Source organism: Variovorax sp. OK605 (genome assembly GCF_900115445.1).
Taxonomy (GTDB): Bacteria; Pseudomonadota; Gammaproteobacteria; order Burkholderiales; family Burkholderiaceae_C; genus Variovorax.
The window spans coordinates 31,835-54,068 of sequence record NZ_FOWL01000008.1 but is presented as its reverse complement, the minus strand read 5'-3'; the positions used below and the strand labels follow the sequence as shown (position 1 = coordinate 54,068).

Annotated in this window: 27 protein-coding genes; 10 read left to right on the top strand and 17 right to left on the bottom strand. The window is 68.5% G+C overall.

Features of this window, described 5'->3' with window-relative positions:
- Window positions 1-2 precede the first annotated feature (2 nt).
- Window positions 3-779, top strand: a complete 777-nt coding sequence (locus BM013_RS21125; RefSeq protein ID WP_093129620.1) for an MBL fold metallo-hydrolase — start codon at window positions 3-5, stop codon at window positions 777-779.
- A gap of 86 nt (window positions 780-865) precedes the next feature.
- Here BM013_RS21125 and BM013_RS21120 read toward each other — a convergent pair whose 3' ends face one another.
- The 3 genes from BM013_RS21120 to BM013_RS21110 form a co-directional block, all read right to left on the bottom strand.
- Entirely contained in the window at window positions 866-1,132 is a 267-nt protein-coding gene (locus tag BM013_RS21120) for a hypothetical protein (protein ID WP_093129619.1), read from the bottom strand.
- 94 nt (window positions 1,133-1,226) lie between these two features.
- On the bottom strand, window positions 1,227-1,730 hold the full coding sequence (locus tag BM013_RS21115; protein WP_093129618.1) for a hypothetical protein: 504 nt from the start codon (window positions 1,728-1,730) through the stop codon (window positions 1,227-1,229).
- Complete coding sequence (locus BM013_RS21110) at window positions 1,720-2,862, bottom strand: JmjC domain-containing protein (RefSeq protein WP_093129617.1); 1,143 nt, start codon at window positions 2,860-2,862, stop codon at window positions 1,720-1,722. Before BM013_RS21110 ends, BM013_RS21115 begins: the two co-directional genes overlap by 11 nt.
- A 14-nt stretch (window positions 2,863-2,876) precedes the next feature.
- On the opposite strand from BM013_RS21110, the gene BM013_RS21105 reads away from it, so the two are divergent.
- Window positions 2,877-3,401: an FKBP-type peptidyl-prolyl cis-trans isomerase gene (locus BM013_RS21105; protein WP_093129616.1), complete on the top strand. Its 525-nt coding sequence runs from the start codon at window positions 2,877-2,879 to the stop codon at window positions 3,399-3,401.
- 80 nt (window positions 3,402-3,481) lie between these two features.
- Here the strand turns inward: BM013_RS21105 and BM013_RS21100 are convergent, their stop codons facing one another.
- The 4 genes from BM013_RS21100 to coaBC all read right to left on the bottom strand — a co-directional run bounded on the left by BM013_RS21100 (window position 3,482) and on the right by coaBC (window position 6,358).
- Window positions 3,482-3,982: an outer membrane lipoprotein gene (locus BM013_RS21100; RefSeq protein ID WP_093129615.1), complete on the bottom strand. Its 501-nt coding sequence runs from the start codon at window positions 3,980-3,982 to the stop codon at window positions 3,482-3,484.
- Between the two features lie 220 nt (window positions 3,983-4,202).
- On the bottom strand, window positions 4,203-4,649 hold the full coding sequence (gene dut, locus BM013_RS21095) for a dUTP diphosphatase (protein ID WP_093129614.1): 447 nt from the start codon (window positions 4,647-4,649) through the stop codon (window positions 4,203-4,205).
- Window positions 4,650-5,135, bottom strand: coding sequence for a hypothetical protein (locus BM013_RS21090; RefSeq protein ID WP_256221592.1), 486 nt, complete (start codon window positions 5,133-5,135; stop codon window positions 4,650-4,652). It lies immediately after the preceding gene.
- On the bottom strand, window positions 5,135-6,358 hold the full coding sequence (gene coaBC, locus BM013_RS21085; RefSeq protein WP_093129613.1) for a bifunctional phosphopantothenoylcysteine decarboxylase/phosphopantothenate--cysteine ligase CoaBC: 1,224 nt from the start codon (window positions 6,356-6,358) through the stop codon (window positions 5,135-5,137). The genes BM013_RS21090 and coaBC overlap by 1 nt, the downstream gene beginning before the upstream one ends.
- Before the next feature lie 124 nt (window positions 6,359-6,482).
- Between coaBC and BM013_RS21080 the strand changes: the two genes are divergently transcribed.
- The 7 genes from BM013_RS21080 to BM013_RS21050 are packed head-to-tail and all read left to right on the top strand — an operon-like array spanning window position 6,483 to window position 12,443.
- Window positions 6,483-8,165, top strand: a complete 1,683-nt coding sequence (locus BM013_RS21080; RefSeq protein WP_093129612.1) for a CTP synthase — start codon at window positions 6,483-6,485, stop codon at window positions 8,163-8,165.
- Window positions 8,162-8,452 (top strand): DUF1330 domain-containing protein, encoded by a 291-nt coding sequence (locus BM013_RS21075; RefSeq protein WP_093129611.1) that lies wholly within the window; start codon window positions 8,162-8,164, stop codon window positions 8,450-8,452. The genes BM013_RS21080 and BM013_RS21075 overlap by 4 nt, the downstream gene beginning before the upstream one ends.
- A 52-nt stretch (window positions 8,453-8,504) precedes the next feature.
- Window positions 8,505-9,788 carry a phosphopyruvate hydratase gene (eno, locus tag BM013_RS21070; protein ID WP_093129610.1) on the top strand — a complete coding sequence of 428 codons (1,284 nt, stop codon included), beginning with the start codon at window positions 8,505-8,507 and terminating at the stop codon, window positions 9,786-9,788.
- A 22-nt stretch (window positions 9,789-9,810) separates the two neighbouring features.
- Window positions 9,811-10,089: a cell division protein FtsB gene (gene ftsB / locus BM013_RS21065; RefSeq protein ID WP_093129609.1), complete on the top strand. Its 279-nt coding sequence runs from the start codon at window positions 9,811-9,813 to the stop codon at window positions 10,087-10,089.
- A gap of 28 nt (window positions 10,090-10,117) precedes the next feature.
- Window positions 10,118-10,750: a nicotinamide riboside transporter PnuC gene (pnuC, locus tag BM013_RS21060; protein ID WP_093129608.1), complete on the top strand. Its 633-nt coding sequence runs from the start codon at window positions 10,118-10,120 to the stop codon at window positions 10,748-10,750.
- A complete protein-coding gene (locus BM013_RS21055) occupies window positions 10,747-11,427 on the top strand; it encodes an AAA family ATPase (RefSeq protein WP_093129607.1) in 681 nt (226 codons plus the stop codon). The genes pnuC and BM013_RS21055 overlap by 4 nt, the downstream gene beginning before the upstream one ends.
- Window positions 11,428-11,468: 41 nt before the next feature.
- Window positions 11,469-12,443 carry a hypothetical protein gene (locus BM013_RS21050; protein ID WP_093129606.1) on the top strand — a complete coding sequence of 325 codons (975 nt, stop codon included), beginning with the start codon at window positions 11,469-11,471 and terminating at the stop codon, window positions 12,441-12,443.
- A gap of 72 nt (window positions 12,444-12,515) precedes the next feature.
- Here the strand turns inward: BM013_RS21050 and BM013_RS21045 are convergent, their stop codons facing one another.
- Both BM013_RS21045 and BM013_RS21040 read right to left on the bottom strand, forming a co-directional pair.
- Complete coding sequence (locus tag BM013_RS21045) at window positions 12,516-13,514, bottom strand: Hsp33 family molecular chaperone HslO (RefSeq protein WP_093129605.1); 999 nt, start codon at window positions 13,512-13,514, stop codon at window positions 12,516-12,518.
- 37 nt (window positions 13,515-13,551) lie between these two features.
- Window positions 13,552-14,076 carry a gamma carbonic anhydrase family protein gene (locus tag BM013_RS21040; RefSeq protein WP_093129604.1) on the bottom strand — a complete coding sequence of 175 codons (525 nt, stop codon included), beginning with the start codon at window positions 14,074-14,076 and terminating at the stop codon, window positions 13,552-13,554.
- Window positions 14,077-14,126: 50 nt separating this feature from the next.
- Between BM013_RS21040 and BM013_RS21035 the strand changes: the two genes are divergently transcribed.
- The gene (locus tag BM013_RS21035; RefSeq protein WP_093129603.1) at window positions 14,127-14,963 is read left to right on the top strand and encodes a ferritin-like domain-containing protein; all 837 of its coding nucleotides are present in this window, start codon (window positions 14,127-14,129) and stop codon (window positions 14,961-14,963) included.
- A gap of 41 nt (window positions 14,964-15,004) precedes the next feature.
- On the opposite strand, the gene BM013_RS21030 is transcribed toward BM013_RS21035, so the two are convergent.
- The 8 genes from BM013_RS21030 to BM013_RS20995 form a co-directional block, all read right to left on the bottom strand.
- On the bottom strand, window positions 15,005-15,460 hold the full coding sequence (locus BM013_RS21030; RefSeq protein WP_093129602.1) for a MaoC family dehydratase: 456 nt from the start codon (window positions 15,458-15,460) through the stop codon (window positions 15,005-15,007).
- Between the two features lie 39 nt (window positions 15,461-15,499).
- Window positions 15,500-16,633, bottom strand: a complete 1,134-nt coding sequence (locus BM013_RS21025; RefSeq protein ID WP_093129601.1) for a thiolase family protein — start codon at window positions 16,631-16,633, stop codon at window positions 15,500-15,502.
- Between the two features lie 95 nt (window positions 16,634-16,728).
- Complete coding sequence (locus BM013_RS21020) at window positions 16,729-17,328, bottom strand: TetR/AcrR family transcriptional regulator (RefSeq protein ID WP_093129600.1); 600 nt, start codon at window positions 17,326-17,328, stop codon at window positions 16,729-16,731.
- An 82-nt stretch (window positions 17,329-17,410) separates the two neighbouring features.
- On the bottom strand, window positions 17,411-18,403 hold the full coding sequence (locus BM013_RS21015; protein WP_093129599.1) for a Bug family tripartite tricarboxylate transporter substrate binding protein: 993 nt from the start codon (window positions 18,401-18,403) through the stop codon (window positions 17,411-17,413).
- A 22-nt stretch (window positions 18,404-18,425) separates the two neighbouring features.
- On the bottom strand, window positions 18,426-19,412 hold the full coding sequence (locus tag BM013_RS21010; RefSeq protein WP_256221590.1) for a Bug family tripartite tricarboxylate transporter substrate binding protein: 987 nt from the start codon (window positions 19,410-19,412) through the stop codon (window positions 18,426-18,428).
- Window positions 19,409-20,230 carry a DUF72 domain-containing protein gene (locus tag BM013_RS21005; RefSeq protein WP_093129598.1) on the bottom strand — a complete coding sequence of 274 codons (822 nt, stop codon included), beginning with the start codon at window positions 20,228-20,230 and terminating at the stop codon, window positions 19,409-19,411. Before BM013_RS21005 ends, BM013_RS21010 begins: the two co-directional genes overlap by 4 nt.
- On the bottom strand, window positions 20,205-21,113 hold the full coding sequence (gene xerD / locus BM013_RS21000; protein WP_093129597.1) for a site-specific tyrosine recombinase XerD: 909 nt from the start codon (window positions 21,111-21,113) through the stop codon (window positions 20,205-20,207). Before xerD ends, BM013_RS21005 begins: the two co-directional genes overlap by 26 nt.
- 103 nt (window positions 21,114-21,216) lie before the next feature.
- Entirely contained in the window at window positions 21,217-22,191 is a 975-nt protein-coding gene (locus BM013_RS20995) for a tripartite tricarboxylate transporter substrate binding protein BugE (protein ID WP_093129596.1), read from the bottom strand.
- Between the last annotated feature and the right edge of the window lie 43 nt (window positions 22,192-22,234).

Sequence of the window (22,234 nt, the reverse complement as noted above, 5' to 3'; positions counted from 1 at the left end):
GCATGCTCCGCTTCCGAAGCCTCGGCAGCGGCAGCACGGGCAATGCCGCGCTGGTCGAAGCGACCAGCGCCGGCCGCACCTCCCGCCTTCTGGTCGACTGCGGCTTCGGCCTCAAGCAGCTCGACCTGCGACTCGCACAAGCGGGCCTGGTCGCCGGCGACATCGATGCGGTCTTCGTGACCCACGAGCATGGCGACCACATCGGCTGTGCCCATTCGCTCGCTCGCCGCAACCGCATTCCCGTCTGGATGAGCGAAGGCACGTGGCTCGCCACGGGCGGGCGCGATTTCGAAGGCATGCTGAACCTGGCGCGCGACGATACGGAGTTCGCGGTCGGCGACATCGGCGTGCAGCCCTTCACCGTGCCGCACGACGCGCGCGAGCCCTTGCAGCTGCGTTGCACCGACGGCAATCGCACGCTCGGCGTGCTCACCGACCTCGGGCACGCCACGGCCCATGTGCTGGCCCGCCTGAGCGGCGTGCACGCGCTGCTGCTCGAGTTCAACCACGACAGCGACCTGCTGGCCAACTCGGCCTACCCTGCCTTCCTGAAGCACCGCGTGGGCGGCAACTACGGGCACCTGTCGAACACGGCCGCGGCGGAGATCGCGCGCGCCGTGTTGCACGACGGCTTGCGGCACGTGGTTGCGGCGCACCTCAGCGAACAGAACAACCGGCCCGAGATCGTGCGCCGGATGATGGCCGAGGCATTGGGCGGCGAAGAGGCCGAGATGCTCACCGCCACCGCGGCCGAGGGCTCACCCTGGCTCGACGTGTGAGTCGAGCCGGCTGAAACAGCGGGGCCGATGCCACGAAAAAAAGCCGCCTCATGGCGGCTTTCTTCATGGCGGATGCCTGGCAGCTTCTACTGCTTGGGCGCTTCGTTCTTCTTCGCGGCCTCGGTGGCTGCGTTCGCGGCATCGAGTGCCGACGAAGCGCCTGGCGCCGGTGCCATCGCGCCCGAGTCGGCGGAAGGCGCGGCGGCCGGTGCGGCAGGCGCCGGCGCGGGTTCGGTCACGGGCGCAGGAGGCGGCGTCACAACCGCCGGCGCGGCGTCCTCCTTCTTTCCGCAGGCGACGAGCGCGGCAGCGGCAATCAGCGAGGCAACCAGGACGGACGTTGACTTCTTCATGGAATCTCCTTTGGCAATGAAGGTCTGGAACGAAAAAATTCTAGACCTGCATTCCGGAGCGAATGTGTCTGAGGGCCGCATTCGCGGCATTGGCTTACAAGCCGAGCGTCGATGCGGGAAAGGCGGGCCGCGCGAGGCGCCAGCACTCGTCGATGGTCTCGCGCAACGCGCGGCGCGATGCGGCGTCGGTGCCGCTCACGCCCCGGCTGCGCTCGGGGTCGATGCGATGCACGAACCATGTGGGCGTCCAGATGGCGCTGGGCACTTCGGCGCCCGGGGCCTTGCCGGTGGCGCGGCATTCGATGATGTGGTCCCACATGCGCCGCCAGGGCACGAAGCGCGCATGCGCGCGTTCGAGCACGTCGAAGCGCTGCGCCAGCAGCACCAGGCGCCGGCCACTCGCCGACCAGGCCTGCAGGGCCTCGATGCTGGCGCGCTCGCCCAGCGGCCAGTCGGCGAAGTCGGGGTCGCTGAAGACGATCTCCTTCCAGCCTTGCTGTGCCGCGGCCGACAGCGCGCCGCGAAGGACCGTGTCGAAGGCCTCGCGGCCGTCGAAGCGCCCTTCGCTCAACAACGCCGCCGGGTCTTCATTCGGCATGGAGCCACCCTGCCTCGCACCACTCGTCGAGCAACGCGAGCGCGCCTTCGCTCGCGCGCGCGAGCTCGCGCGCACCCAGCGCGCGCTGGTCGGCCAGCCTGCGCATCAGCGTGGCATCGGCGCCGCCGGCGCGGAAGCTCTCGCCGTTGATGTAGATGTGGCGATCGTCGTAGAGCATGCGCGTGCGGCGGTCGAGCGCCGCGCGCCGCGGTGCCTCGGGCATCTCGCCGCCCTCGCCGAACCACACGTTGGCCTTGGGCTCGGTGAGCGATTCACCGAGCGCGCGGTTGACCGCATCGGCATCGCGCAGCGCGGCCTCCACGGCCTTGCGCGCGAAGCCCTGCAGCGCGGCGGGCATGCGGGCCGGCGCATCGACGGCCGGCTGCGACGGGTCGCGGTAGCGCGCGAGCTCGGCGGGGCCGGCGTCCTCGAGGTCTTCCGCGTAGGCCTGCGACATGCGCGCGAGCAGGTCGGCGCCCAGCTCGCCCAGCGCCGACGAACGCAGGCCGATGGAATACGTCATGCAGTCGTCGCCCACAGCCACGCCGTCGTGCGCGTAGCGCGGCGGCAGGTAGAGCATGTCGCCGGGCTCGAGCACGAAGGTCTGCTCGGGCTCGAAGTTCTCGAGGATCTTCAGCGGCACGCCGGGCTGCAGCCGCAGGTCGCTCTGCTTGCCGATGGACCAGCGGCGGCGGCCGTGCGCCTGCAGCAGAAACACGTCGTAACTGTCGAAATGCGCACCCACGCCGCCGGTGTCGCTCGCGTAGCTGATCATCAGGTCGTCCAGGCGCGCGTCGGGCAGGAAGCGGAACTGGCGCAGCAGTTCGTGGATGCCGTCATGGTGCAGGTCGACGCCCTGCACCAGCAGCGTCCAGGCGGCCTGCTTCAGCGGCGGCAAGGCCCGGCGGGCCAGCGGGCCGTGCTTCAGGGACCAGCCGGGCTTGCCATGCCGAATCAGCCGCGACTCGACGTCCTCGCGTTCGGCCAGCGCGAACAACTCGCCGCGCTCGATCGGTGGCACCATGTCGGGTATCGCCTGGCGGACGAGCAAGGGTTTCTTCTGCCAGTACCGCCGCATGAACTGCGCGGCGCTCAGGCCGCCGAGCAACGGCAGCGGTTGTGTAATCTCCATGGGAGAATTCTGCAATGGAAATCTCTGAACAATGCGTGGTCGGCTTGACCTGGACAATGAAAGACACGCTCGGCGACGTGCTGGACGTGCTCGACGAACCGGTTGAATTCCTGGTCGGCGGCGACGATCTCTTCGACGTGATCGAGGCCGCCCTGCAGGGCCATGAGCCCGGCGCGCGGGTGCAGCTGCAGGTCGAACCCGAGCAGGGCTTCGGCGACTTCAACGACCAGTTGCTGTTTCTCGAGCCGCGCTCGCTATTCCCCGAAGGCACAGAAGAAGGCATGACCTTCGACGGCTCCGCCCTGCCCAAGGGCGTGAACGAGGCGATCCCGCGGGACACGATCTACACGGTGGCCGAGGTCTACCCCGACCACCTGGTGCTCGACGGCAACCATCCGCTCGCGGGCATCGCGATCCGGCTCGACATCACGGTGCGCTCGGTGCGCGAAGCCACGGAGGAAGAAGTGGGCCGCGGCTCGGCGGGCACGGGCTTCTTCAAGGTGGCACCAATGGCGCCGGGCAACCAGACGCTGCACTGACGACACCATCTGCGGGCGCCAATGAAAAAGCCGGGCATTGCCCGGCTTTTTCTTTTTCGCTTCCCCGCGAGGGGCTGCGGCTACATGCGCGAGATCTGGCCGTTGTCGATGCGCACGCGGTCGCCGATGCGCAGGTCGCCGGGGCTCTGCACGTCGAAAGCGCGGTAGCCGCCACGGTCGGTCTGCACCGACACCCGGTAGGTTTCATAGGCACGCGGGCCGTTCTGCTGTGCCTCGATGGTGTTGCCCAGCAGGGCACCGCCCACGATGCCCAGCGCGGTGGCTGCGGCGCGGCCGTTGCCCCGGCCGAACTGGTTGCCCACCACGCCGCCGATGACGCCGCCGGCGACGGCACCGCCGCCGCTCGTGCCGGTGCCCGCGGTCTCGCTGCGCAACACCTCGATGTTGGCCACGTGGCCGTATTCGACGTAGGAAGCTTCCTGGTACTGAATGGCCTGCGGGGGCGCCTGGTACGGATAGCGCGAGGTCTGGTAGACCGGCGCCGGTGCCACGCACGCCGTGAGCGTGGCCACGGCCAGCACGGAAGCAGTGACGGAAACGAAGCGCATTGAAATCTTCATGTTGAGAGGCTCCTCGGATAGAACGGTGCACGAAGAATGCACCTGCGTGTGACTAACGCCGCAGCCCTTGCCGCGATGACGCAAAACACACACTGAAACCTTCGAGCGCCGCGCGCCACCGCAGTTCCGGTCTTTACCGCTCGGAAACTCAGGTGGCCTTAAGGAACCGGGCGGACCGAGCTAACCAAGCGGACCGGACCGGATCGCGCGGCCTCGAGCTTCAATGCTTGCCCGTGGAGCCGTAGCCGCCCTCGCCGCGTTGCGTGGGTGCAAATTCTGTGACCACGCGAAACTGCGCCTGCACCACCGGCACGATCACCAGCTGGGCCAGCCGCTCCATCGGGTTCAGCACGAAGGGGGTGTCGCTGCGGTTCCAGGCGCTGATCTTCAGCTCGCCCTGGTAGTCGCTGTCGATCAGGCCCACCAGGTTGCCCAGCACGATGCCGTGCTTGTGACCCAGGCCCGAGCGCGGAAGGATCATCGCGGCGTAGGCCGGGTCGCCCAGGTGGATCGCGATGCCCGTGCCCACCAGCTGCCAGCCGTTGGGCTCGAGCGTGATGGGGGCGTCCAGGCACGCCCGCAGGTCGAGGCCGGCGCTTCCGGGGGTGGCATACGCGGGCAATTGATCCACCATGCGCGGATCGAGGATACGGACGTCGACTTTCACTTACTTGCTGCCTTGCTTGTGTTGCTGTTCTCTTTGCTTGCGTGCCGCTTCCTCGAGCACCTGCTGCCACTTGGCGATGCCGGGGGTGAGCTTCACGCCCTTCAATTTCCTGCCGAGCCAGAGGGTCGCGCCCGCCAGCAGCACCAGCACGCCGAAAGGCACGCCGGCCGCCCACAGCACGAGGAACACCAGCGCGCCGACGACGCCCAGCACCTTGAGCAGCGCGGGGTCGAAGGAGCCGGGTTCGCGCCTGGGCACTTCGCCGTTGGGCGAGCCGAGCATGCCGGGAATGCCCGGCTGCTCGGCGCGCTGCATGGCGGCCGTCACGGGCCCCTGCTGGCCGGGTGAGGGGGTCATGCCCACGTCGAGCCCGGGCTCACCCTCTCGCGCGGCCCGCTTGGGCAGCGCGGCTTGCGCCGACAGCCGCTCGACGTAGCGGGCGAAGTCGCCGTTCGGCGGCGTGTTCCATTGGGGATTCAGGTTCATCAGACCCTCCAGTCGGGAAGTCGTGCGGCGATTTCGGTCATGAGCTCGCGCGCCAGCGTGAGCTTGGGCGCGCGCGGGAGTTCGCGCACGCCGTGGGTGTCCACCAGCAGCAGCGCGTTGTCGTCCTGCCCGAAGGTCAGCGGGCCGATGTTGCCGACCAGCAGCGGAATGCCCTTGCGCTGGCGCTTGGCCTTGGCGTGCTCGACGAGGTTCTCGCTCTCGGCGGCGAAACCCACGCAGAAAAGCTTCCTGGACTGGGCGCGCTCACTGCGCGCCACGGTCAGCAGGATGTCGGCGTTCTCGACGAACTCGAGCACCGGCGTCTTGCCGCTGCCGTCCTTCTTGATCTTCTGGTCGCTCTGCGTTGCCGGGCGCCAGTCGGCCACCGCAGCCGTTGCTACAAAAATGCTAGCGTACTCGGCCGCACGGGTGGTCGCCTCGAGCATGTCCTGCGCCGACAGCACGTCCACCCGCGTGACACCGCGCGGCGTCGGCAGGTGCACCGGGCCGGCCACCAGCGTGACCTCGGCGCCCGCCTCGCGGGCCGCGCGGGCAATGGCGAAGCCCATCTTTCCCGACGAATGGTTGGTGATGCCGCGGATCGGGTCGAGCGCCTCGAAGGTCGGGCCGGCCGTGACCAGCACCTTGTGCCCCGCCAGCAGCTTGGGGCTGAAGAACGCCGTGATGTCCTCGAGCAACTGCGCCGGCTCGAGCATGCGCCCGTCGCCGGTCTCGCCGCAGGCCTGCCAGCCGCTGCCCACGCCCAGCACGGTGGCGCCGTCGGCCGACACCTGCATCAGGTTGCGCTGGGTGGCGGGATGGGCCCACATCTCGCGGTTCATGGCGGGCGCGATCAGCAGCGGAATGCGATCCATCGGGCGGGCCAGGCACATCAGGCTCAGCAGGTCGTCGGAGCGGCCCTGCACCAGCCGCGCGATGAAGTCGGCGCTGCACGGCGCCAGCACGATGGCATCGGCCTCGCGGCTCAGATTGATGTGCGGCATGTTGTTGGGCTCGCGCGTGTCCCACTGCGAGGTGTAGACGGTGCGCCCCGACAGCGCCTGCATGGTCACGGGCGTGATGAACTGCTCCGCCGCCTCGGTCATCACGACCTGGACGGTCGCACCGGCCTTGACGAACAGGCGGCACAGCTCGGCCGACTTGTAGCAGGCGATGCCGCCCGTGAGACCGAGAACGATGTGTTTGCCGGCGAGATCTTGCATGGGCCGTATTGTTGCTCATAGGCCATCGAACAAATGGCAACAAGCCCTTGGCGCAAGGTGCCGCAAAGGGCGCACCTATAATCGTAATTTCCCACTGCCCGGATTCACAGCGTCCGGAACTGGCATGACCAAATTTGTCTTCGTCACCGGTGGTGTCGTATCTTCCCTTGGCAAGGGAATCGCCTCCGCCTCGCTCGCCGCGATCCTCGAATCGCGCGGCCTCCAAGTCACCCTCATCAAGCTCGATCCGTACATCAATGTCGACCCCGGCACGATGTCGCCCTTCCAGCATGGGGAAGTGTTCGTCACCGATGACGGCGCAGAGACCGACCTCGACCTCGGCCACTACGAGCGCTTCATCAACACGCGCATGCGCAAGGCCAACAACTTCACGACCGGCCAGATCTACAAGACCGTGCTCGAGAAGGAACGCCGCGGCGACTACCTCGGCAAGACGGTGCAGGTGATCCCGCACATCACCAACGAGATCCAGGAATACATCAAGCGCGGTGCCGGCATCGGCACCTCGCACGAGGTCGACGTGGCCATCGTCGAGATCGGCGGCACCGTGGGCGACATCGAATCGCTGCCCTTCCTCGAGGCCGTGCGCCAGATGAGCCTGCGCAACGGCCCGAACAACTCGGCCTTCGTGCACCTGAGCTACGTGCCCTGGATCGCCGCCGCCGGCGAGCTCAAGACCAAGCCCACCCAGCATACCGCCAAGGAACTGCGCGCCATCGGCATCCAGGCCGACGTGCTCCTGTGCCGCGCCGACCGCCCGATTCCCGACGACGAGCGCGCCAAGATCTCGCTGTTCTCGAACGTGCCCGAATGGGGCGTGATCTCCATGTGGGACGTGGACACCATCTACAAGGTGCCCCGCATGCTGCACGAACAGGGCCTGGACGGCCTGATCTGCGACAAGCTGCGCATCAACACCCCGCCCGCCAAGTTGCAGCGCTGGGACGACCTGGTCTACGAGGTCGAGCATCCGCAAAAGGAAGTGTCGATCGCCATGGTCGGCAAGTACGTCGACCTGTCGGACAGCTACAAGTCGCTGAACGAAGCCCTGCGCCACGCCGGCATGAAGAACCATGCCCGCGTGAAGATCGACTACATCGACTCCGAGACCATCAACGCGCAGGACGTCTCGCGCCTGGCCAAGTACGACGCCATCCTGGTGCCCGGCGGCTTCGGCCAGCGCGGTGTCGAAGGCAAGATCTCGGCCGCGCGCTTCGCCCGCGAAGGCAAGGTGCCCTACCTGGGCATCTGCCTGGGCATGCAGGTCGCCACCATCGAGTACGCGCGCCACGTGGCCGGCCTGAAGAACGCCAACAGCACCGAGTTCGACCCCGAGACGCCCACCCCCGTGATCGCGCTGATCACCGAGTGGAAGGACCGCGACGGCACCGTGAAGACGCGCGACGAGAAGTCCGACCTCGGCGGCACCATGCGCCTGGGCGCGCAGAGCTCCGACGTGACGCCCGGCACGCTGGCCCACAGCATCTACGGCGACGTGGTCACCGAGCGCCATCGCCACCGCTACGAAGCCAACGTCAACTACCTGGACGAGCTGCGCAACGCCGGCCTCGTGATCTCCGCGCTCACGCAGCGCGAGCACCTGACCGAAATCGTCGAGCTGCCGCAGGACGTGCACCCCTGGTTCATGGGCGTGCAGTTCCACCCCGAGTTCAAGTCGACCCCGTGGGGCGGCCACCCGCTCTTCAACGCCTTCATCAAGGCGGCGCTCGAGCACAAGGACAAGGGCGCCGGCAGCACCAACAAGTCGTTGAAGGCCGTGGCATGAGCAGCGGCTACGTCATCGCCCACGTCGAGGTGACCAACCCGACGCAGTACGAGGAATACAAGAAGTGGTCGAGCGCCGCCATGCAGGCGCACGGCGCCGAAGTGTGCGTGCGCGGCGGCGAAGTGCAGCCGCTGGAAGGCGACTGGAAGCCCACCCGCATCGTCGTGCTCAAATTCGCCAGCTTCGAGAAGGCCAAGGCCTTCTACGACACGCCCGAGTACCTCAAGGCACGCGAAGCGCGTGCCGGCGCCGCCGTCATGAACATGATCGCGGTCGAAGGCCTCTGATTCCCGCGACCCAATTTATCCGCCCAAGAGAACAGAAAGAGAAAGACAAAAGATGAGTGCAATCGTTGACATCGTCGGCCGCGAAATTCTCGACAGCCGAGGCAACCCCACCGTCGAATGCGACGTGCTGCTCGAGTCGGGCACCATGGGCCGCGCAGCCGTGCCCTCGGGCGCGTCGACCGGTTCGCGCGAAGCCATCGAGCTGCGCGACGGCGACAAGAGCCGCTACCTCGGCAAGGGCGTGCTCAAGGCCGTGGAGAACATCAACACCGAGATCTCGGAAGCCGTGCTGGGCCTGGACGCCAGCGAGCAGGCCTTCCTCGATCGCACGATGATCGACCTGGACGGCACCGACAACAAGGCCCGCCTGGGCGCCAACGCCACCCTCGCCGTCTCGATGGCCGTGGCCCGCGCCGCGGCCGAAGAGTCGGGCCTGCCGCTGTACCGCTACTTCGGCGGCATGGGCGGCATGCAGCTGCCGGTGCCGATGATGAACGTCATCAACGGCGGCGCGCACGCCAACAACAGCCTGGACCTGCAGGAGTTCATGATCATCCCCGTGGGCGCCAAGAGCTTCCGCGAGGCCGTGCGCTACGGCGCCGAAGTGTTCCATGCACTCAAGAAGATCCTGGGCGACCGCGGCATCAGCACGGCGGTGGGCGACGAAGGCGGCTTCGCTCCCAGCGTGGAGAGCCATGAAGCGGCCATCCTGCTGATCCTGGAGGCCATCGACAAGGCCGGCTACACCGCCGGCGAGCAGATCGCCCTGGGCCTCGATTGCGCGGCCAGCGAGTTCTACAAGGACGGCAAGTACGTGCTGTCTGGCGAGAACCTGTCGCTCACGGCCGAAAGCTGGACCGACATGCTCGCCAACTGGGTCGACAAGTACCCGATCATCAGCATCGAAGACGGCATGCACGAAGGCGACTGGGACGGCTGGAAGCACCTGACCGAGCGCCTGGGCAAGCGCGTGCAGCTGGTGGGCGACGACCTGTTCGTCACCAACACCAAGATCCTGCAAGAGGGCATCGACAAGGGCATCGCCAACTCGATCCTGATCAAGATCAACCAGATCGGCACGCTGACCGAGACCTTCGCCGCCATCGAGATGGCCAAGCGCGCGGGCTACACCGCCGTCATTTCGCACCGTTCGGGCGAAACCGAGGACAGCACCATCGCCGACATCGCCGTGGGCACCAACGCCGGCCAGATCAAGACCGGCTCGCTGTCGCGTTCGGACCGCATCGCCAAGTACAACCAGCTGCTGCGCATCGAAGAAGACCTCGGCGACATCGCCGTGTACCCCGGCCGCGGCGCGTTCTACAACCTGAAGTAAACGCACTGCGTCCGACCGCGTCATGCGCGCCCGCCTCGTTCCACCGATCATCCTGCTGCTCCTGCTGGCCGTCCTGCAGTGGCAGCTGTGGAACGGGCGCGGCAGCGTGCGCGACGTGGCGCAGCTGCGCACCAAGCTGGCCGACCAGAAGGACGCCAATGCCAAGGCCGCGCTGAACAACGAGCGCCTGACCTCGGAGGTCAACGACCTCAAGGACGGCCTCGAGATGGTCGAGGAACGCGCGCGGGCGGAACTCGGCATGGTCAAGCCGAACGAAGTGTTCGTACAGATCGCCCACTGACTCCCCTTCTTCACGACCGCTCCCGCTGATGACCGAGCTTCTCTCGGCCCCCGCATTCCTGCTGTGGGGCTCTCCCGTCAGCTGGCTCGAGCTGGTCGCCGCGCTGCTGGCACTGGCCATGGTCGGCTGCAACATGCGCGAGATCCACTGGGGCTGGCCGCTGGCCATCGTCAGCTCGCTGCTCTACATGGCGGTGTTCGCCAAGGCCCGCATCTACGGCGACGCCTCGCTCCAGGTCTTCTTCGCTTTCGTCGCCCTGTGGGGCTGGGCGCAATGGCTGCGCGGCCACCGCGCCGACGGCAGCGCCTTGCAGGTCAGCCGGCTCTCGCCGCGCGGCGTTGCCCTCACGCTGGCCGCCTGCGCCTTCGCATGGCCGGCCGTCGCCCTCTTCCTGCGCCGCTTCACCGACACCGACGTGCCCTGGTGGGACGGCTTCGCCACCGGGCTGAGCCTGGTCGGGCAGTTCCTGCTCGGGCGCAAGTTCATCGAGAACTGGTTGATCTGGCTGGCGGTGAACGTGGTGAGCGTGGGTCTCTTCATCCACAAGGGCCTGTGGCTCACCGTGGGCCTGTACACGGTGTTCGCGGTGCTCAGCGTGGCGGGCTACCTGGCGTGGCACCGGCGCTTGCCGGGCACGGCAACGAAGGCGGTGCACGCATGACGCCCAGCCTGCCCGCCGGCTGCGTGATTGCACTCGTGGGCGCCGAGAGCACCGGCAAGACCGAGCTCGCGCGCGCCATCGCGCAGCGCCTGCAGGACCGCGGCACGCCGACCACGCTGGTGAGCGAGTACCTGCGCGAATGGTGCGAGCGCGAAGGCCGCACGCCACGTCCCGACGAACAACAAGCCATCGCCGACGAGCAGACGCGCCGCATCGCTGCCGCCGCGGCCTCGGGCGTGGTGGTGGCCGACACCACCGCGCTCATGACGGCGGTCTACAGCGAGCAGCTGTTCGCCGACACCTCGCTCCACGAGGCCGCCCTTGCCGCGCAACGGCGCTACGCCATCACGCTGCTCACCGCGCTCGACCTGCCCTGGGTGGCCGACGACATGCGCGACGGCCCGCATGCGCGCCAGCCGACCGACACGCTGGTGCGCGCCGCGCTCACCGGCGCCAGGCTGTCGTATGCCGTGGTGCACGGCAGCGGCGGCGAGCGGCTGGCCAATGCGTGGAACGCCATCAATTCCATCGCGGGCAACGAGGGCCGCGCGCGTGCATCGGGCTCACGAAGCGGGTCCGAATCGAAGCCCGTCTCATGGTCATGGCCTTGCGAGAAGTGTTCCGACCCGGAATGCGAACATAAGCTCTTCAGCGATCTGATCGCGCGCCGCGACTGAAGTCCGGCCGCGCCCCGTCGCTTCCCCTCACCGGAGACCCGATGCCCCTGCCGACCGCCGCACTGCTTCCCACCGGCTTCGCCACCCTTGCCACCGCCTTGCTGCTGGCCGCGCCCGCCTTCGCGGCCCCGGTGGCCGCCACCGTCGAGAACGGCACCACCACCACCGCCTGCGCCGAGGAAGACAACGTCTCGCTGACGCTGCGCGGCGACGGCATCCGCCACATGCGCATCGAGGCGCTGCAGCCCGACTACATCGACAAGATCGGCAACGACGTCACCAAGCCCGACTTCTCGGGCTGCAACTTCGACGGCGGCGCGCACCCGACCGACCCGGCGCACCGCTTTCGCAAGCGCACCGTGGTGCTGATGGACAACGCCCAGTGGCGCATCGTCGGCATGACGCTGCCGACCTTCTGGCGCGCGCAGCGCGTGCCGGTGCAGGTGGGCAAGCGCAAGGACAGCGGCTTTCACCTGCTGCAGGTGTTCAAGAAGGAGAACGGCAAGGCGCTCGAGGCCATCGTGCTCTACCCGTCGGACGGCTACTGGCGCCTCAAGCCGCTGCCCGACGCGCGCTTCGGCGACGGCGTGTACGGCTCGTCGTTCCTGCTCGGACCGGTCGAGGCGGCCGCGCGGCCGGTGGTGAACATCGCGTCGATCCGCATCGTGCCGCGTCCGCTGGCCATCCATGTGCGCTTCACCGACGGCGGCAGCGCGGTGGCGCGGGTCGACGAGATCAGCCGCACGCGCACCGCGCTCGACGTGACGCTGTCCAAGCCCACCGCCAGCGCGCAGCCCTTCGCGGTGCTGCGCTCGATGTACGTGACGCCCGACAACGCCGACGTGAGCGAAGTGCGCTGGCAGGCCACGCCGCAAGCCGCGCCGCAGGTGCTGCCCTTGCCCGAGGTGAAGACGCTGCAGGCGACGCAGGTGCGCTTCGGGCGCAGCCTGCCGTCCAAGCACAACACCAGCGCGCCGGACATCGCGTTCAGCGGCTTCGACGACGCGGCGCGCTAGAAACGAGGAAGGCGCCGCAAGCGCCGGAACATGCGGGCCCACAAGGCCCACAGGCCCGCAATGCCAGCCTGGTTACTGGACGACCGGGCTGCCCGGAATCTGGTCGCCCAGCGGCTTGAAGAGCTGCGCCGCATCGACCGCGTCGAAGCGGTACTGCTTGCCGCAGAAGTCGCAGCCCACCTCGATGTCGCCGCGCTCGGCGAGGATGCTCTCGGCCTCTTCCACGCCCAGCCCGCGGATCATCTGCGCCACGCGCTCGCGCCCGCAGGTGCAGGCGAAGTGCGGGCCCTGCGGGCCGGCCTGCGGTTCGAAGCGCAGCAGCTTTTCTTCCCAGAACAGGCGGCGAAGAATGGTCTCGATGTCCAGCGTGAGCAACTCGTCGCGCGTCAGGCTCGACGCGAGGATCGAGATGCGGTTGTAGTCCTCGTTGCGGCCGATCTGGTCTTCGTTGGCCTGGTCGTGGTCCTTGTCGGCGGTGCCTTCGAGGTTGCCCTCGCCCTTCACCGGCAGGCGCTGGATCAGCAGGCCCGCGGCCACCTTGTCGTCGGCCGCCAGCACCAGCGTGGTGTCGAGCTGTTCGCTTTGCAGCATGTAGTGCTGCAGCACGTCGCTGAGCTTGCCCAGCTTTTCGCCGTCGTCACCGAACAGCGGAACCACGCCCTGGTACGGCGTGGCGCCCGGCAGCTTGTCCTTCGGGTCGAGCGTGATCGCGCAGCGGCCCTTGTTGTTCACGTTGACCATGTCGGGCAGCCGCGCGTCGGCCGGCAGGTCGCCGATCACCTTGGCGGTGGCGCGCAGGCTCAGGTCGGGCTTGGCCTCGGCCACGGCCACCTTCACGGGGCCGTCGCCGAAGATCTGCAGGATCAGCGCGCCGTTGAACTTGATGTTGGCCTGCATCAGCGTGGCCGCGGCCGTCATCTCGCCGAGCAGCTCGGCCACCGGCGGCGGGTACGGGCCGGTGGAGGTGTTGGAGGCGCGCCGCGCAAGAATCTCCTGCCACGCATCCGTCAGGCGCACGATCATGCCGCGCACCGGCAGGCCATCGAACAGGAATTTGTGCAGCTCGCTCAAAACGTTTTCTTTCTCTGTGTGCCTGCGACCCGGGGGGTCAGGCGATCTTCCTGAGACCCTTCGCGAAGCGATGGGCGTTCTCTACATAGTGCTCGGCGCTCTGGCGCAACCGGGCGGCGGCCGCATCGTCGAGCGTGCGAACCACCTTGGCCGGCGAGCCGATGATGAGGGAATTGTCGGGAAACTCCTTGCCCTCGGTCACGACGCTGCCGGCGCCAACGATCGAGTTGCGGCCGATCTTCGCGTTATTCAAGACCACCGCCTGGATGCCGATCAGCGAGTTGTCGCCCACGGTGCAGCCGTGCAGCATCACCTGGTGGCCCACGGTGACGTTCTCGCCGATGGTCAGCGGGCAGCCGACGTCGGCGTGCAGCACCGACAGGTCCTGGATGTTGCTGTTGCGCCCGATGCTCAGCGTCTCGGTGTCCCCGCGCAGCACGGCGCCGAACCACACGCTGGCGTTCTCCGCCAGCTTGACGTTGCCCATGACCTGCGCGCTGTCGGCCACCCATGCACCTTCGCCCAGTTGAGGGGCCACACCGTCGAGTTCGTAGAGCGCCATTGTTCTTGTCTCCGGAAATGTCAAAGAAGGTCAAAACTAGAATTGTAGGGATGCACCCCCGATTGAGCGCGCTGGCCGCGCTGCGCCTGACAGATCCAGACGAGAAAGTAGCCGCCACGCGCGCCGCTGCTGCGCAAGGCGCTACCGATTCCATAGCAACGGGCGCCATTCGCACGCCCGGCGACGACACCGGCGTGCCCGGCCGCCCGGAAAAGCCCGCGCGCGTGGCCGCCACGGCGGTGCAGAAGCGCTCGCCTTTCACCCCCGAAGGCCGCGCCGCGCTGATCCATTCGATCTGCCACATCGAGTTCAACGCGATCAACCTCGCGCTGGACGCCGTGTGGCGCTACGACGGCATGCCCGAGGCCTACTACCGCGACTGGCTGCGCGTGGCCGACGAAGAGGCGCTGCACTTCACGCTGCTGCACACGCACCTGCAGGGCATGGGCTACCGCTACGGCGACTTCCCCGGCCACGACGGGCTGTGGAACATGTGCGAGAAAACGAAGGACGACGTGCTTGCCCGCATGGCGCTGGTGCCGCGCACGCTGGAGGCGCGCGGGCTGGACGCCACGCCGCTCATCCAGGCCAAGCTCAAGCGCGTGAACACGCCCGACGCGCTGCGCGCGGTCGAGATCCTCGACATCATCCTGCGCGACGAGGTCGGCCACGTGGCCATCGGCAACCACTGGTACCGCTGGCTGTGCGACGGCGCGGGCCTCGACGCCGAAGCGACCTACCCCGCGCTGGTGGCGCGCTACGACGCGCCGCGCCACAAGCCGCCGTTCAACCTCGAGGCGCGCGGGCGGGCCGGCTTCAGCGACGAGGAGCTGCGCCAGCTGGTGGCGACCTCGCAAGCCAGCCAGGCGGCCCAGGACAAGCGCTGAACGCGCCGCACCGCGCAGGGGCCGCGCAGGGCCGCGCGGGACTACACAGCCTGCGCAGGCCGCGCGTGCACCACCAGCTTCGGCGTGAAGTACTGGAGCACCTCGCCGCGCTGGTTGCGCGTCTGGCAGCGCATGGTCACCATCGCGCGGCCGGGCTTGGAACGTGAAGGCGCGATGTCGATCACCTCGCTCACCACATGCAGCACGTCGCCGGGCCGCGTCGGCTTGGGCCACTGCAGCTCGCCACCCGAACCGATGATGCCGTCGGCCAGCGGAATGCCGCTCTCCACCAGCAGCTTCATGGTGAGCGCGGCCGTGTGCCAGCCGCTCGCGGCCAGCCCGGCGAAGAAGGTGCTCTTCGCGGCCTCCTCGTCGGTGTGGAACGGCTGCGGGTCGAACTGCTGCGCAAAGGCCTTGATCTGCGCCGCGTCGAGCGTGTGTTCCGCGCTCTGGAAACGGTCGCCGACCTTCAGGTCTTCGAGGTACAGCTTGGCCATGAGAGTCTCCTTGTTGTGACGAGCGTCATTCTCGGGCGATCAGACGCGCTCGAGGATGGTCGCAATGCCCTGCCCGCCGCCGATGCATTGCGTGGCCAGCGCGTAGCGGCCGTTCTCGCGCGCCAGCAGCGACGCCGCCTTGCCGGTGATGCGCGCACCGGTGGCGCCCAGCGGGTGGCCGATGGCCAGGCCGCCGCCATCGAGGTTGACCTTGGCGGGGTCCAGCCCCAGGTCGCGGATGCAGGCCAGCGCCTGCGACGAGAAGGCCTCGTTGATCTCGATCACGTCGAGGTCGGCCGCGCTCAGACCGGCGCGCGCCAGCGCCTTGCGGGTCGCGGGAATCGGGCCGATGCCCATGATGGCCGGGTCGACGCCCACGGTCGCGAACGACTTGATGCGCGCCAGCGCCTTCAGGCCATGCTTCGCGGCGAAGGCGTCGCTGGTGACCAGCACCACGGCCGCGCCGTCGGTCAGCGGCGACGCGGTGCCGGCCGTGACCACGCCGTCGGGGCGGAACGCGGGCTTCAGGTTGGCCAGCGCCTCGGCCGAGGTGGTCGGGCGAATGCAGCCGTCGGCATCGACGATGTCGCCCGAGGCCAGGCGCACCGGCACGATCTCGCCGGCCAGCCGGCCCTGCGCGCGCGCCTCGGCCGCCTTGCGGTGCGACTCCACGGCCAGTGCCTCCTGGTCGGCGCGGCTCACGTTCCAGCGCTGCGCCACGTTCTCGGCCGTCTCGCCCATCGAGATGTAGGCGTCGGTGGTTTCCAGCAGCTCGGGGTTGGGCGAGAAGTTGAAGCCGCCCTGCGGCACCATCGTCATCGACTCCACGCCCACGCACAGGAAGGCTTCGCCCATGCCGGCCTCGATCTGCGCGGCGGCGATGTGCACGGCCTGCATCGACGAGCCGCAGAAGCGGTTCACCGTCATGCCGCCCACCTCGTGCGGCAGGCCGGCCAGCAGCCCGACGATGCGCGCGAGGTTGTTGCCCTGCGAGGCCTCGGGGTAGGCGCAGCCCAGGATGATGTCTTCGAGCAGAGCCGGGTCGAGGTCGGTGCGCTGCAGCAGGCCGCGCACCACGCCCGCGGCGAGCGTGTCGGGGCGCACTTCGGCAAGGGCCCCTTTCTTCGCGAAGTGGAACGGGGAACGGGCGTAGGCGGAAATGACGGCTTTCATGAGGGTGCTCCAACAGGCTAAACCTACCATCCAATCGGTAGGCTATGAGGTCGAAAAATAGGCACGCCTGAACGTGCCCGCATCAGGCCCGGCGGTCAGCCGGGCAGTGAACTCCTGAGTTGCGCGATGGCGTCGTCGAAGTCGTCGACGCGCCCTGTCATGCGCGCCGACAACAGCGCACCCTGGCAGACCGTGAACACATAGGCGGCCAGCGATGCGACCGAAGGGCCCTTCTTGCCCTTCTCCCGCACGGGCACGAGCGCCCCCAGCACACCGGTGAGCCATGTGACCTGCGTGTTGCGCAACTCCTGCACGGCCTGGCGCAACTCGTCGTTGATGACGTCCCAGCCCGGTGCCAGCGCGCCCGCCGGGCACATGCCCGAGCCGGCCTTCAGCGTGTTGCGGTACATGCGGAAATACGATTCGAGCGCGTCCTTCGGCGCGCGCGCACGCGCCGCGTCCCAGTCCTTGAAGCCTTGCGTGGCGCCGCGAATCACGGCGATGCCCAGCGCTTCCTTGCTCGCAAAGTGGTGGTACAGGCTGGCCTTGCGAACCCCCACCGCATCGGCCACGTCCTGGAAGCTGAAGCCCAGGTAGGAGCGCGTTTCGATGAACCCGCGCGCCGCCGCGAGGATCTGCTCGCGGGTACTGCCCGTGGCAAGGGCGGTGGCGGTGGCGGTGGAAGCGGCTGTCATCTACCTACTATAAGGTAGGGGAAATCAAACCACAAGCGCCAGGGTCACCCGGGCGTCAGCACGCTCAGTCGACCCCGCAGGCTCAATCGGCCTTGATGCCCGCCGCCTTGACGATGCGGCCGTTGCTCTCGAACTCGCTGGCGATTTCCTTGGCGAAGGCTTGCGAGGTGCCGCCGGTCGGCACGTTGTCGGTGGCCGTGAGCTTGGCGCGCAGTTCGGGGCTGGCCAGCGCCTTGTTGATCTCGGCGTTGTACCTGGCGACCAGCGCGGGCGGCGTGGCGGCCGGCGCGAACACGCCGAACAGCGAGTTGATGTTGGCCGCCTTGTAGCCCAGCTCGCCCAGCGTGGGCACCTGCGGCAGGCTCTCCAGCCGCGCCGGTGCGCCCACGGCCAGCGGGCGCAGCTTGCCCGACTGGATGTGCGACGACAGCGTCGGGCTCGCGTTGGTCGACAAGATTTCAAACTGCCCGCCGATAGCGTCGTTCAGCTGCTGGCCGCCGCCCTTGTAGGGCACGTGCGTGATGTCGACGCCGGCCGCCGCATGCAGCTGCTCCAGCACGATGTGGCCCAGCGACGCCGAGCCCGACGTGGCCCAGCGCACCGCGCCCGGGTGCGCCTTGGCGTCGTCGATCAGCGCGCGAAAGTCCTTCGCCTTGCTGGCCGGCGTGGCGATCAGCAGCACCGGCGAATACATCACGCTGGCCACCGGCACCACGTCCTTCAACGGGTCGAAGGGCAGCTTGCCGAGGTGCGGGCTCAGCACCAGCGGGCTGATGGCCGAGAAGCCCAGCGTGGCCCCGTCGGGCGCGGCCTTGGCCACGGCGTCCATGCCGATGGCGCCGCTGGCGCCCGCGCGGTTGTCCACGATCACCGTGGTGCCCATCTGCGCGGCCAGGCGGTCGCCGAGTGCGCGCGCGACCACGTCGCTGACGCCGCCGGCCGGGTACGCGACGATCAGCCGCACGGTCTTGGGAACGGCCTGCGCGTGCGCGCCGGAAGCGGCGCACAGGGCCGCGGCGGCCAGGAGTCGGGTCGCCGTGCGGCGCGAGGGCTTCGAGGAAGCTAGGAAATTCATGTGATCGGTTACGTGGTTGGCATCAGTCCAGCTGCAGCTTGCGCTCGCGAATCAGCCTGGACCATTTCTCATTGTCCGCCTTGACGAAGGCCGCGAACTCCGCAGGGCCGAGCGGATGCACCTCGGCGCCCGCGGTGGCGAACTTGGCCTTGATGTCGGGCTGCGCCAGCGCCTTGGCCAGCTCGCCCGACAGCTTGTCGACCACGTCCTTCGGCATGTTGGCCGGGCCCACCAGGCCCTGGAAGCCGACCGCTTCCATGCCCGCCAGGCCCAGCTCCTTCACGGTGGGCACGTCGGGCAGCTGCGGGTCGCGCACCGGGCCGGTGACGGCCAGCGCCTTCAGCTTGCCGCCCTTCACCTGCGGCAGCAGCACGCTGCCCGCGTCGATGAGGATCTGCGTCTGCCCGCCCAGCAGGTCCTGCACCGCGGGCGCGCTGCCCTTGTAGGGCACGTGCGTCATGTCCAGGCCCGTCACCTGGTTCATGAGCTCGCCGTTCAGGTGCGTCGAGGTGCCGTTGCCGCCCGACGCAAAGTTGACCTTGCCCGGCTGCCCCTTGGCCCAGGCCACGAACTCCTTGAGGTTCCTGGCCGGATGGTCGGGCCGCGTCACCGCGATGTAGCTGCCCTGGCTGATCTGGCCGATGTACGTGAACTGCCTGATCGGGTCGTACGGCGGCTTGCTCTGCAGGTACGGCGCAATGGCGAACGGGCCGGTGTTGGCCAGCAGCAGCGTGTAGCCGTCGGCCGGCTGGCGCGTGAGTTCGGTGGCGGCGATCATGCCGCTCGCGCCGGGCTTGTAGTCGACCACCAGCTGCTGCTTGAGCGCCTCCTGCAGCGGCACCTGCACCGTGCGCGCCGCAAAGTCGATGCCGCCGCCGGGCGGATAGCCGACGATCAGGCGAATGGGCTTGGCGCTGGGGAAGCCCTGGGCTGCGGCAAGGCCGGTGGCGGCGGCCAGCGCAAGGCCGGTGCAAAGCTTGTCGAAGCTGAAATTCATGGTCATGGTCATGTTGTGTCTCCTCGGATCGGTCGACGATTCTGCAGGAGACGCCGCAGCGTCAACGCATTGCCGACCGCCTCGCCGCCCGCCGTGTTGTCGAAGATGCACCAGCACCGCGCGCCCTCCTCCGTCGCAAGCCGCAGCCGCTGCGCGAGCCGAGCGAGCAGGGCGTCGCCGTAGGCCGACCAGTAGCGCCGCGGCGAGCCGTGCAGCCGCAGATAGACCAGGCCCGGCCAGCCGCCGGGCGCAGCGGCTTGGTCGAACAGCACCGGGTCGGCCAGCACGCGCGCCACCTCGAAGCCCGCGAGCAGCGCGTCGGCCTGCGGCGTGAACCAGCTGCGATGGCGTGGCTCGAGCACCACCGCGCCCGCATGCCGGCGCCGCATCGCCGCAAGGAAGCGGCGGACCACGGCGGCGTCGAACGCGAGGCTGGGCGGCAACTGCACCACCAGCACACCGAGCCGGTCGCCGAGCCCGCCGGCCTGCGCAAGGAATTCCTCGAACGGCGCCATCGCATCGACCAGCCGCCGTTCGTGCGTGACGGCCTGCGGCAGCTTGACGGCGAAGCGGAATGCGGCGGGCGTGCTGGCCGCCCACCGCTCGTACGTCTCGCGCCGGTGCGGGCGGTAGAACGAGGTGTCGATCTCGACGGCATCGAAGACCTGCGCATAGCGCGCGAGGTGCGAGCCTTCGGCGGGGAACTCGCGCCACTGCGCGCGCGGCAGGCTCCAGCCGGCAGAGCCGATCCGGTCGACCCGGTCGCCCCGGTCGCCCCGGTCGAGGTGCAAGGGTGCTCGCGGCTCACCCGCGCGGGTGGTGCCTGGCATGCAACTGCTTCAGGCGCTCGCGCGCCACGTGCGTGTAGATGGTGGTGGTCGAGATGTCGGCATGCCCCAGCAGCAGTTGCACCGCGCGCAGGTCCACGCCGTGGTTCAGCAGGTGCGTGGCGAAGGCGTGGCGCAGCGTGTGCGGCGACAGCGGCACGTGGATGCCGGCGGTGGCCGCGTGCTTCTTCACGATGATCCAGAACATCACGCGCGTCATGCCCGCGCCGCGCGCGGTCACGAACAGGTCGGGCGTCTGCTGGCCGCCGAGGATGTCGGGGCGCGCGTCGTCGATGTAGCGCTCGATCCAGCGCCGCGCCTCGCCGCCGAACGGCACCAGCCGCTCCTTGTTGCCCTTGCCCAGCACGCGCAGCACGCCGTCGTTGAGGCTCAGGTCGATGGCCTTGAGCGCCACCAGCTCGCTCACGCGCAGGCCGCTCGCGTACATCAGCTCCAGCATCGCGCGGTCGCGCAGGCCCAGCGGCGTCTGCACGTCGGGCGCGCCGAGCAGGTCGTCGACCTGCTTTTCCGACAGCGTCTTGATGGCGCGCGGCATCTGCCGCGCGGGCATGAGCCGGATGGTCGGGTCGGCCACGATGCGCCGCTCGCGCAGCGCCCAGCGAAAGTAGCGCTTGAACACGGTGAGCCGGCGGTTCGCCGAGGTGGCCTTGCCCTTGGTCGACAGGCGCGCGCCCATGTAGGCCTGCACGTCGGTCTCGCGCGCCGAAGCCAGCGCCGCGCCGTCGCGCTGCTCGCGCAGCCACTGCGCGAACAGCGCGAGGTCGCGGCGGTAGGCGGCCAGGGTGTTCTTCGACAGGCCGTCCTCGAGCCAGAGGGCGTCGATGAAGTCGTCGATGTCGGGTGTCTGCGTGGCGGCCTCTGTCATGCCGTGCAAGATAACAAAAGAATGGGCCCGCAAAGAAAAAAGCCGCCCGGCATGCGGGCGGCTTCCGGGGGGCCGGGAAGAATCCCGGGCCGGCGCGGCGGGCTCAGTCGAGCTTCAGGTTCTGCTTCTTCACGACGCCCTTGTAGACCTCGAACTCGGCCTTGATCTGCGCGCTGAACTGCTCGGGCGTGTTGGCCACGATGAGCGAGCCGGTGTCCTCGATGCGCTTGCGCACCGCCGGTTCTTCCACGGCCTTCTTCACGCCGGCGCTGATCTTCTCGACCACTTCCTTCGGCAGGCCCTTGGGGCCGAGGATGCCGTAGTAGGCCATGCGGTTCACCGGCTCCAGGCCCACTTCCTTGAAGGTCGGCACGTTGGGCAGCGCGGCCAGGCGCTGGGGCGCCGACACCACGATCGGGATCAGCCGGCCGCTGGTGATGAAGGGCATGGCCGAGGGGATGTTGTCGAACATGATCGGCACCTGGCCGGCCACCACGTCGTTCAGCGCCGGGCCCGCGCCGCGGTACGGGATGTGCGTGACGAAGGTGTTGGTCAGGCTCTTGTACAGCTCCATCAGCAGGTGGCCGATGCCGCCCGTGCCCGACGAGGCGTACGAGTACTTGCCGGGGTTCTTCTTCAGCTCGGCCACGAACTCGGCGTAGTTCTTCGCCGGGAAGCTCGGGTTCACCGCAATGATGTTCGGCGTGGCCGCGATGTTGATGATCGGCGTGAAGTCGTTGATCGGGTCGTACGGCGTCTTCGGGTTGATGGCCGGGTTGGCCGCCGTGCTCGACACGGTGGCAATGCCCAGCTTGTAGCCGTCTGGCGTGGCGCGAGCGGTTTCGGCCGCGCCCACGATGCCGCCGCCACCGGCGCGGTTGATCACCACCACCGGCTGGCCGAGCACCTTGCCCAGCGGGTCGGAAATCACGCGCGCCACGATGTCGGTCGTGCCACCCGGTGCGAACGGCACGCTCAGTTCCACGGGCTTGTTCGGATAGCCCTGTGCAAAGCTCTGGCCCGCCACCGCGGCCAGTGCCGCAGCTCCCACCAGCGTGCTCCATTGACGACGTTGCATCGATTACTCCTTGTACTGTTGTCGAAAAAAACGAAGCCCGGAT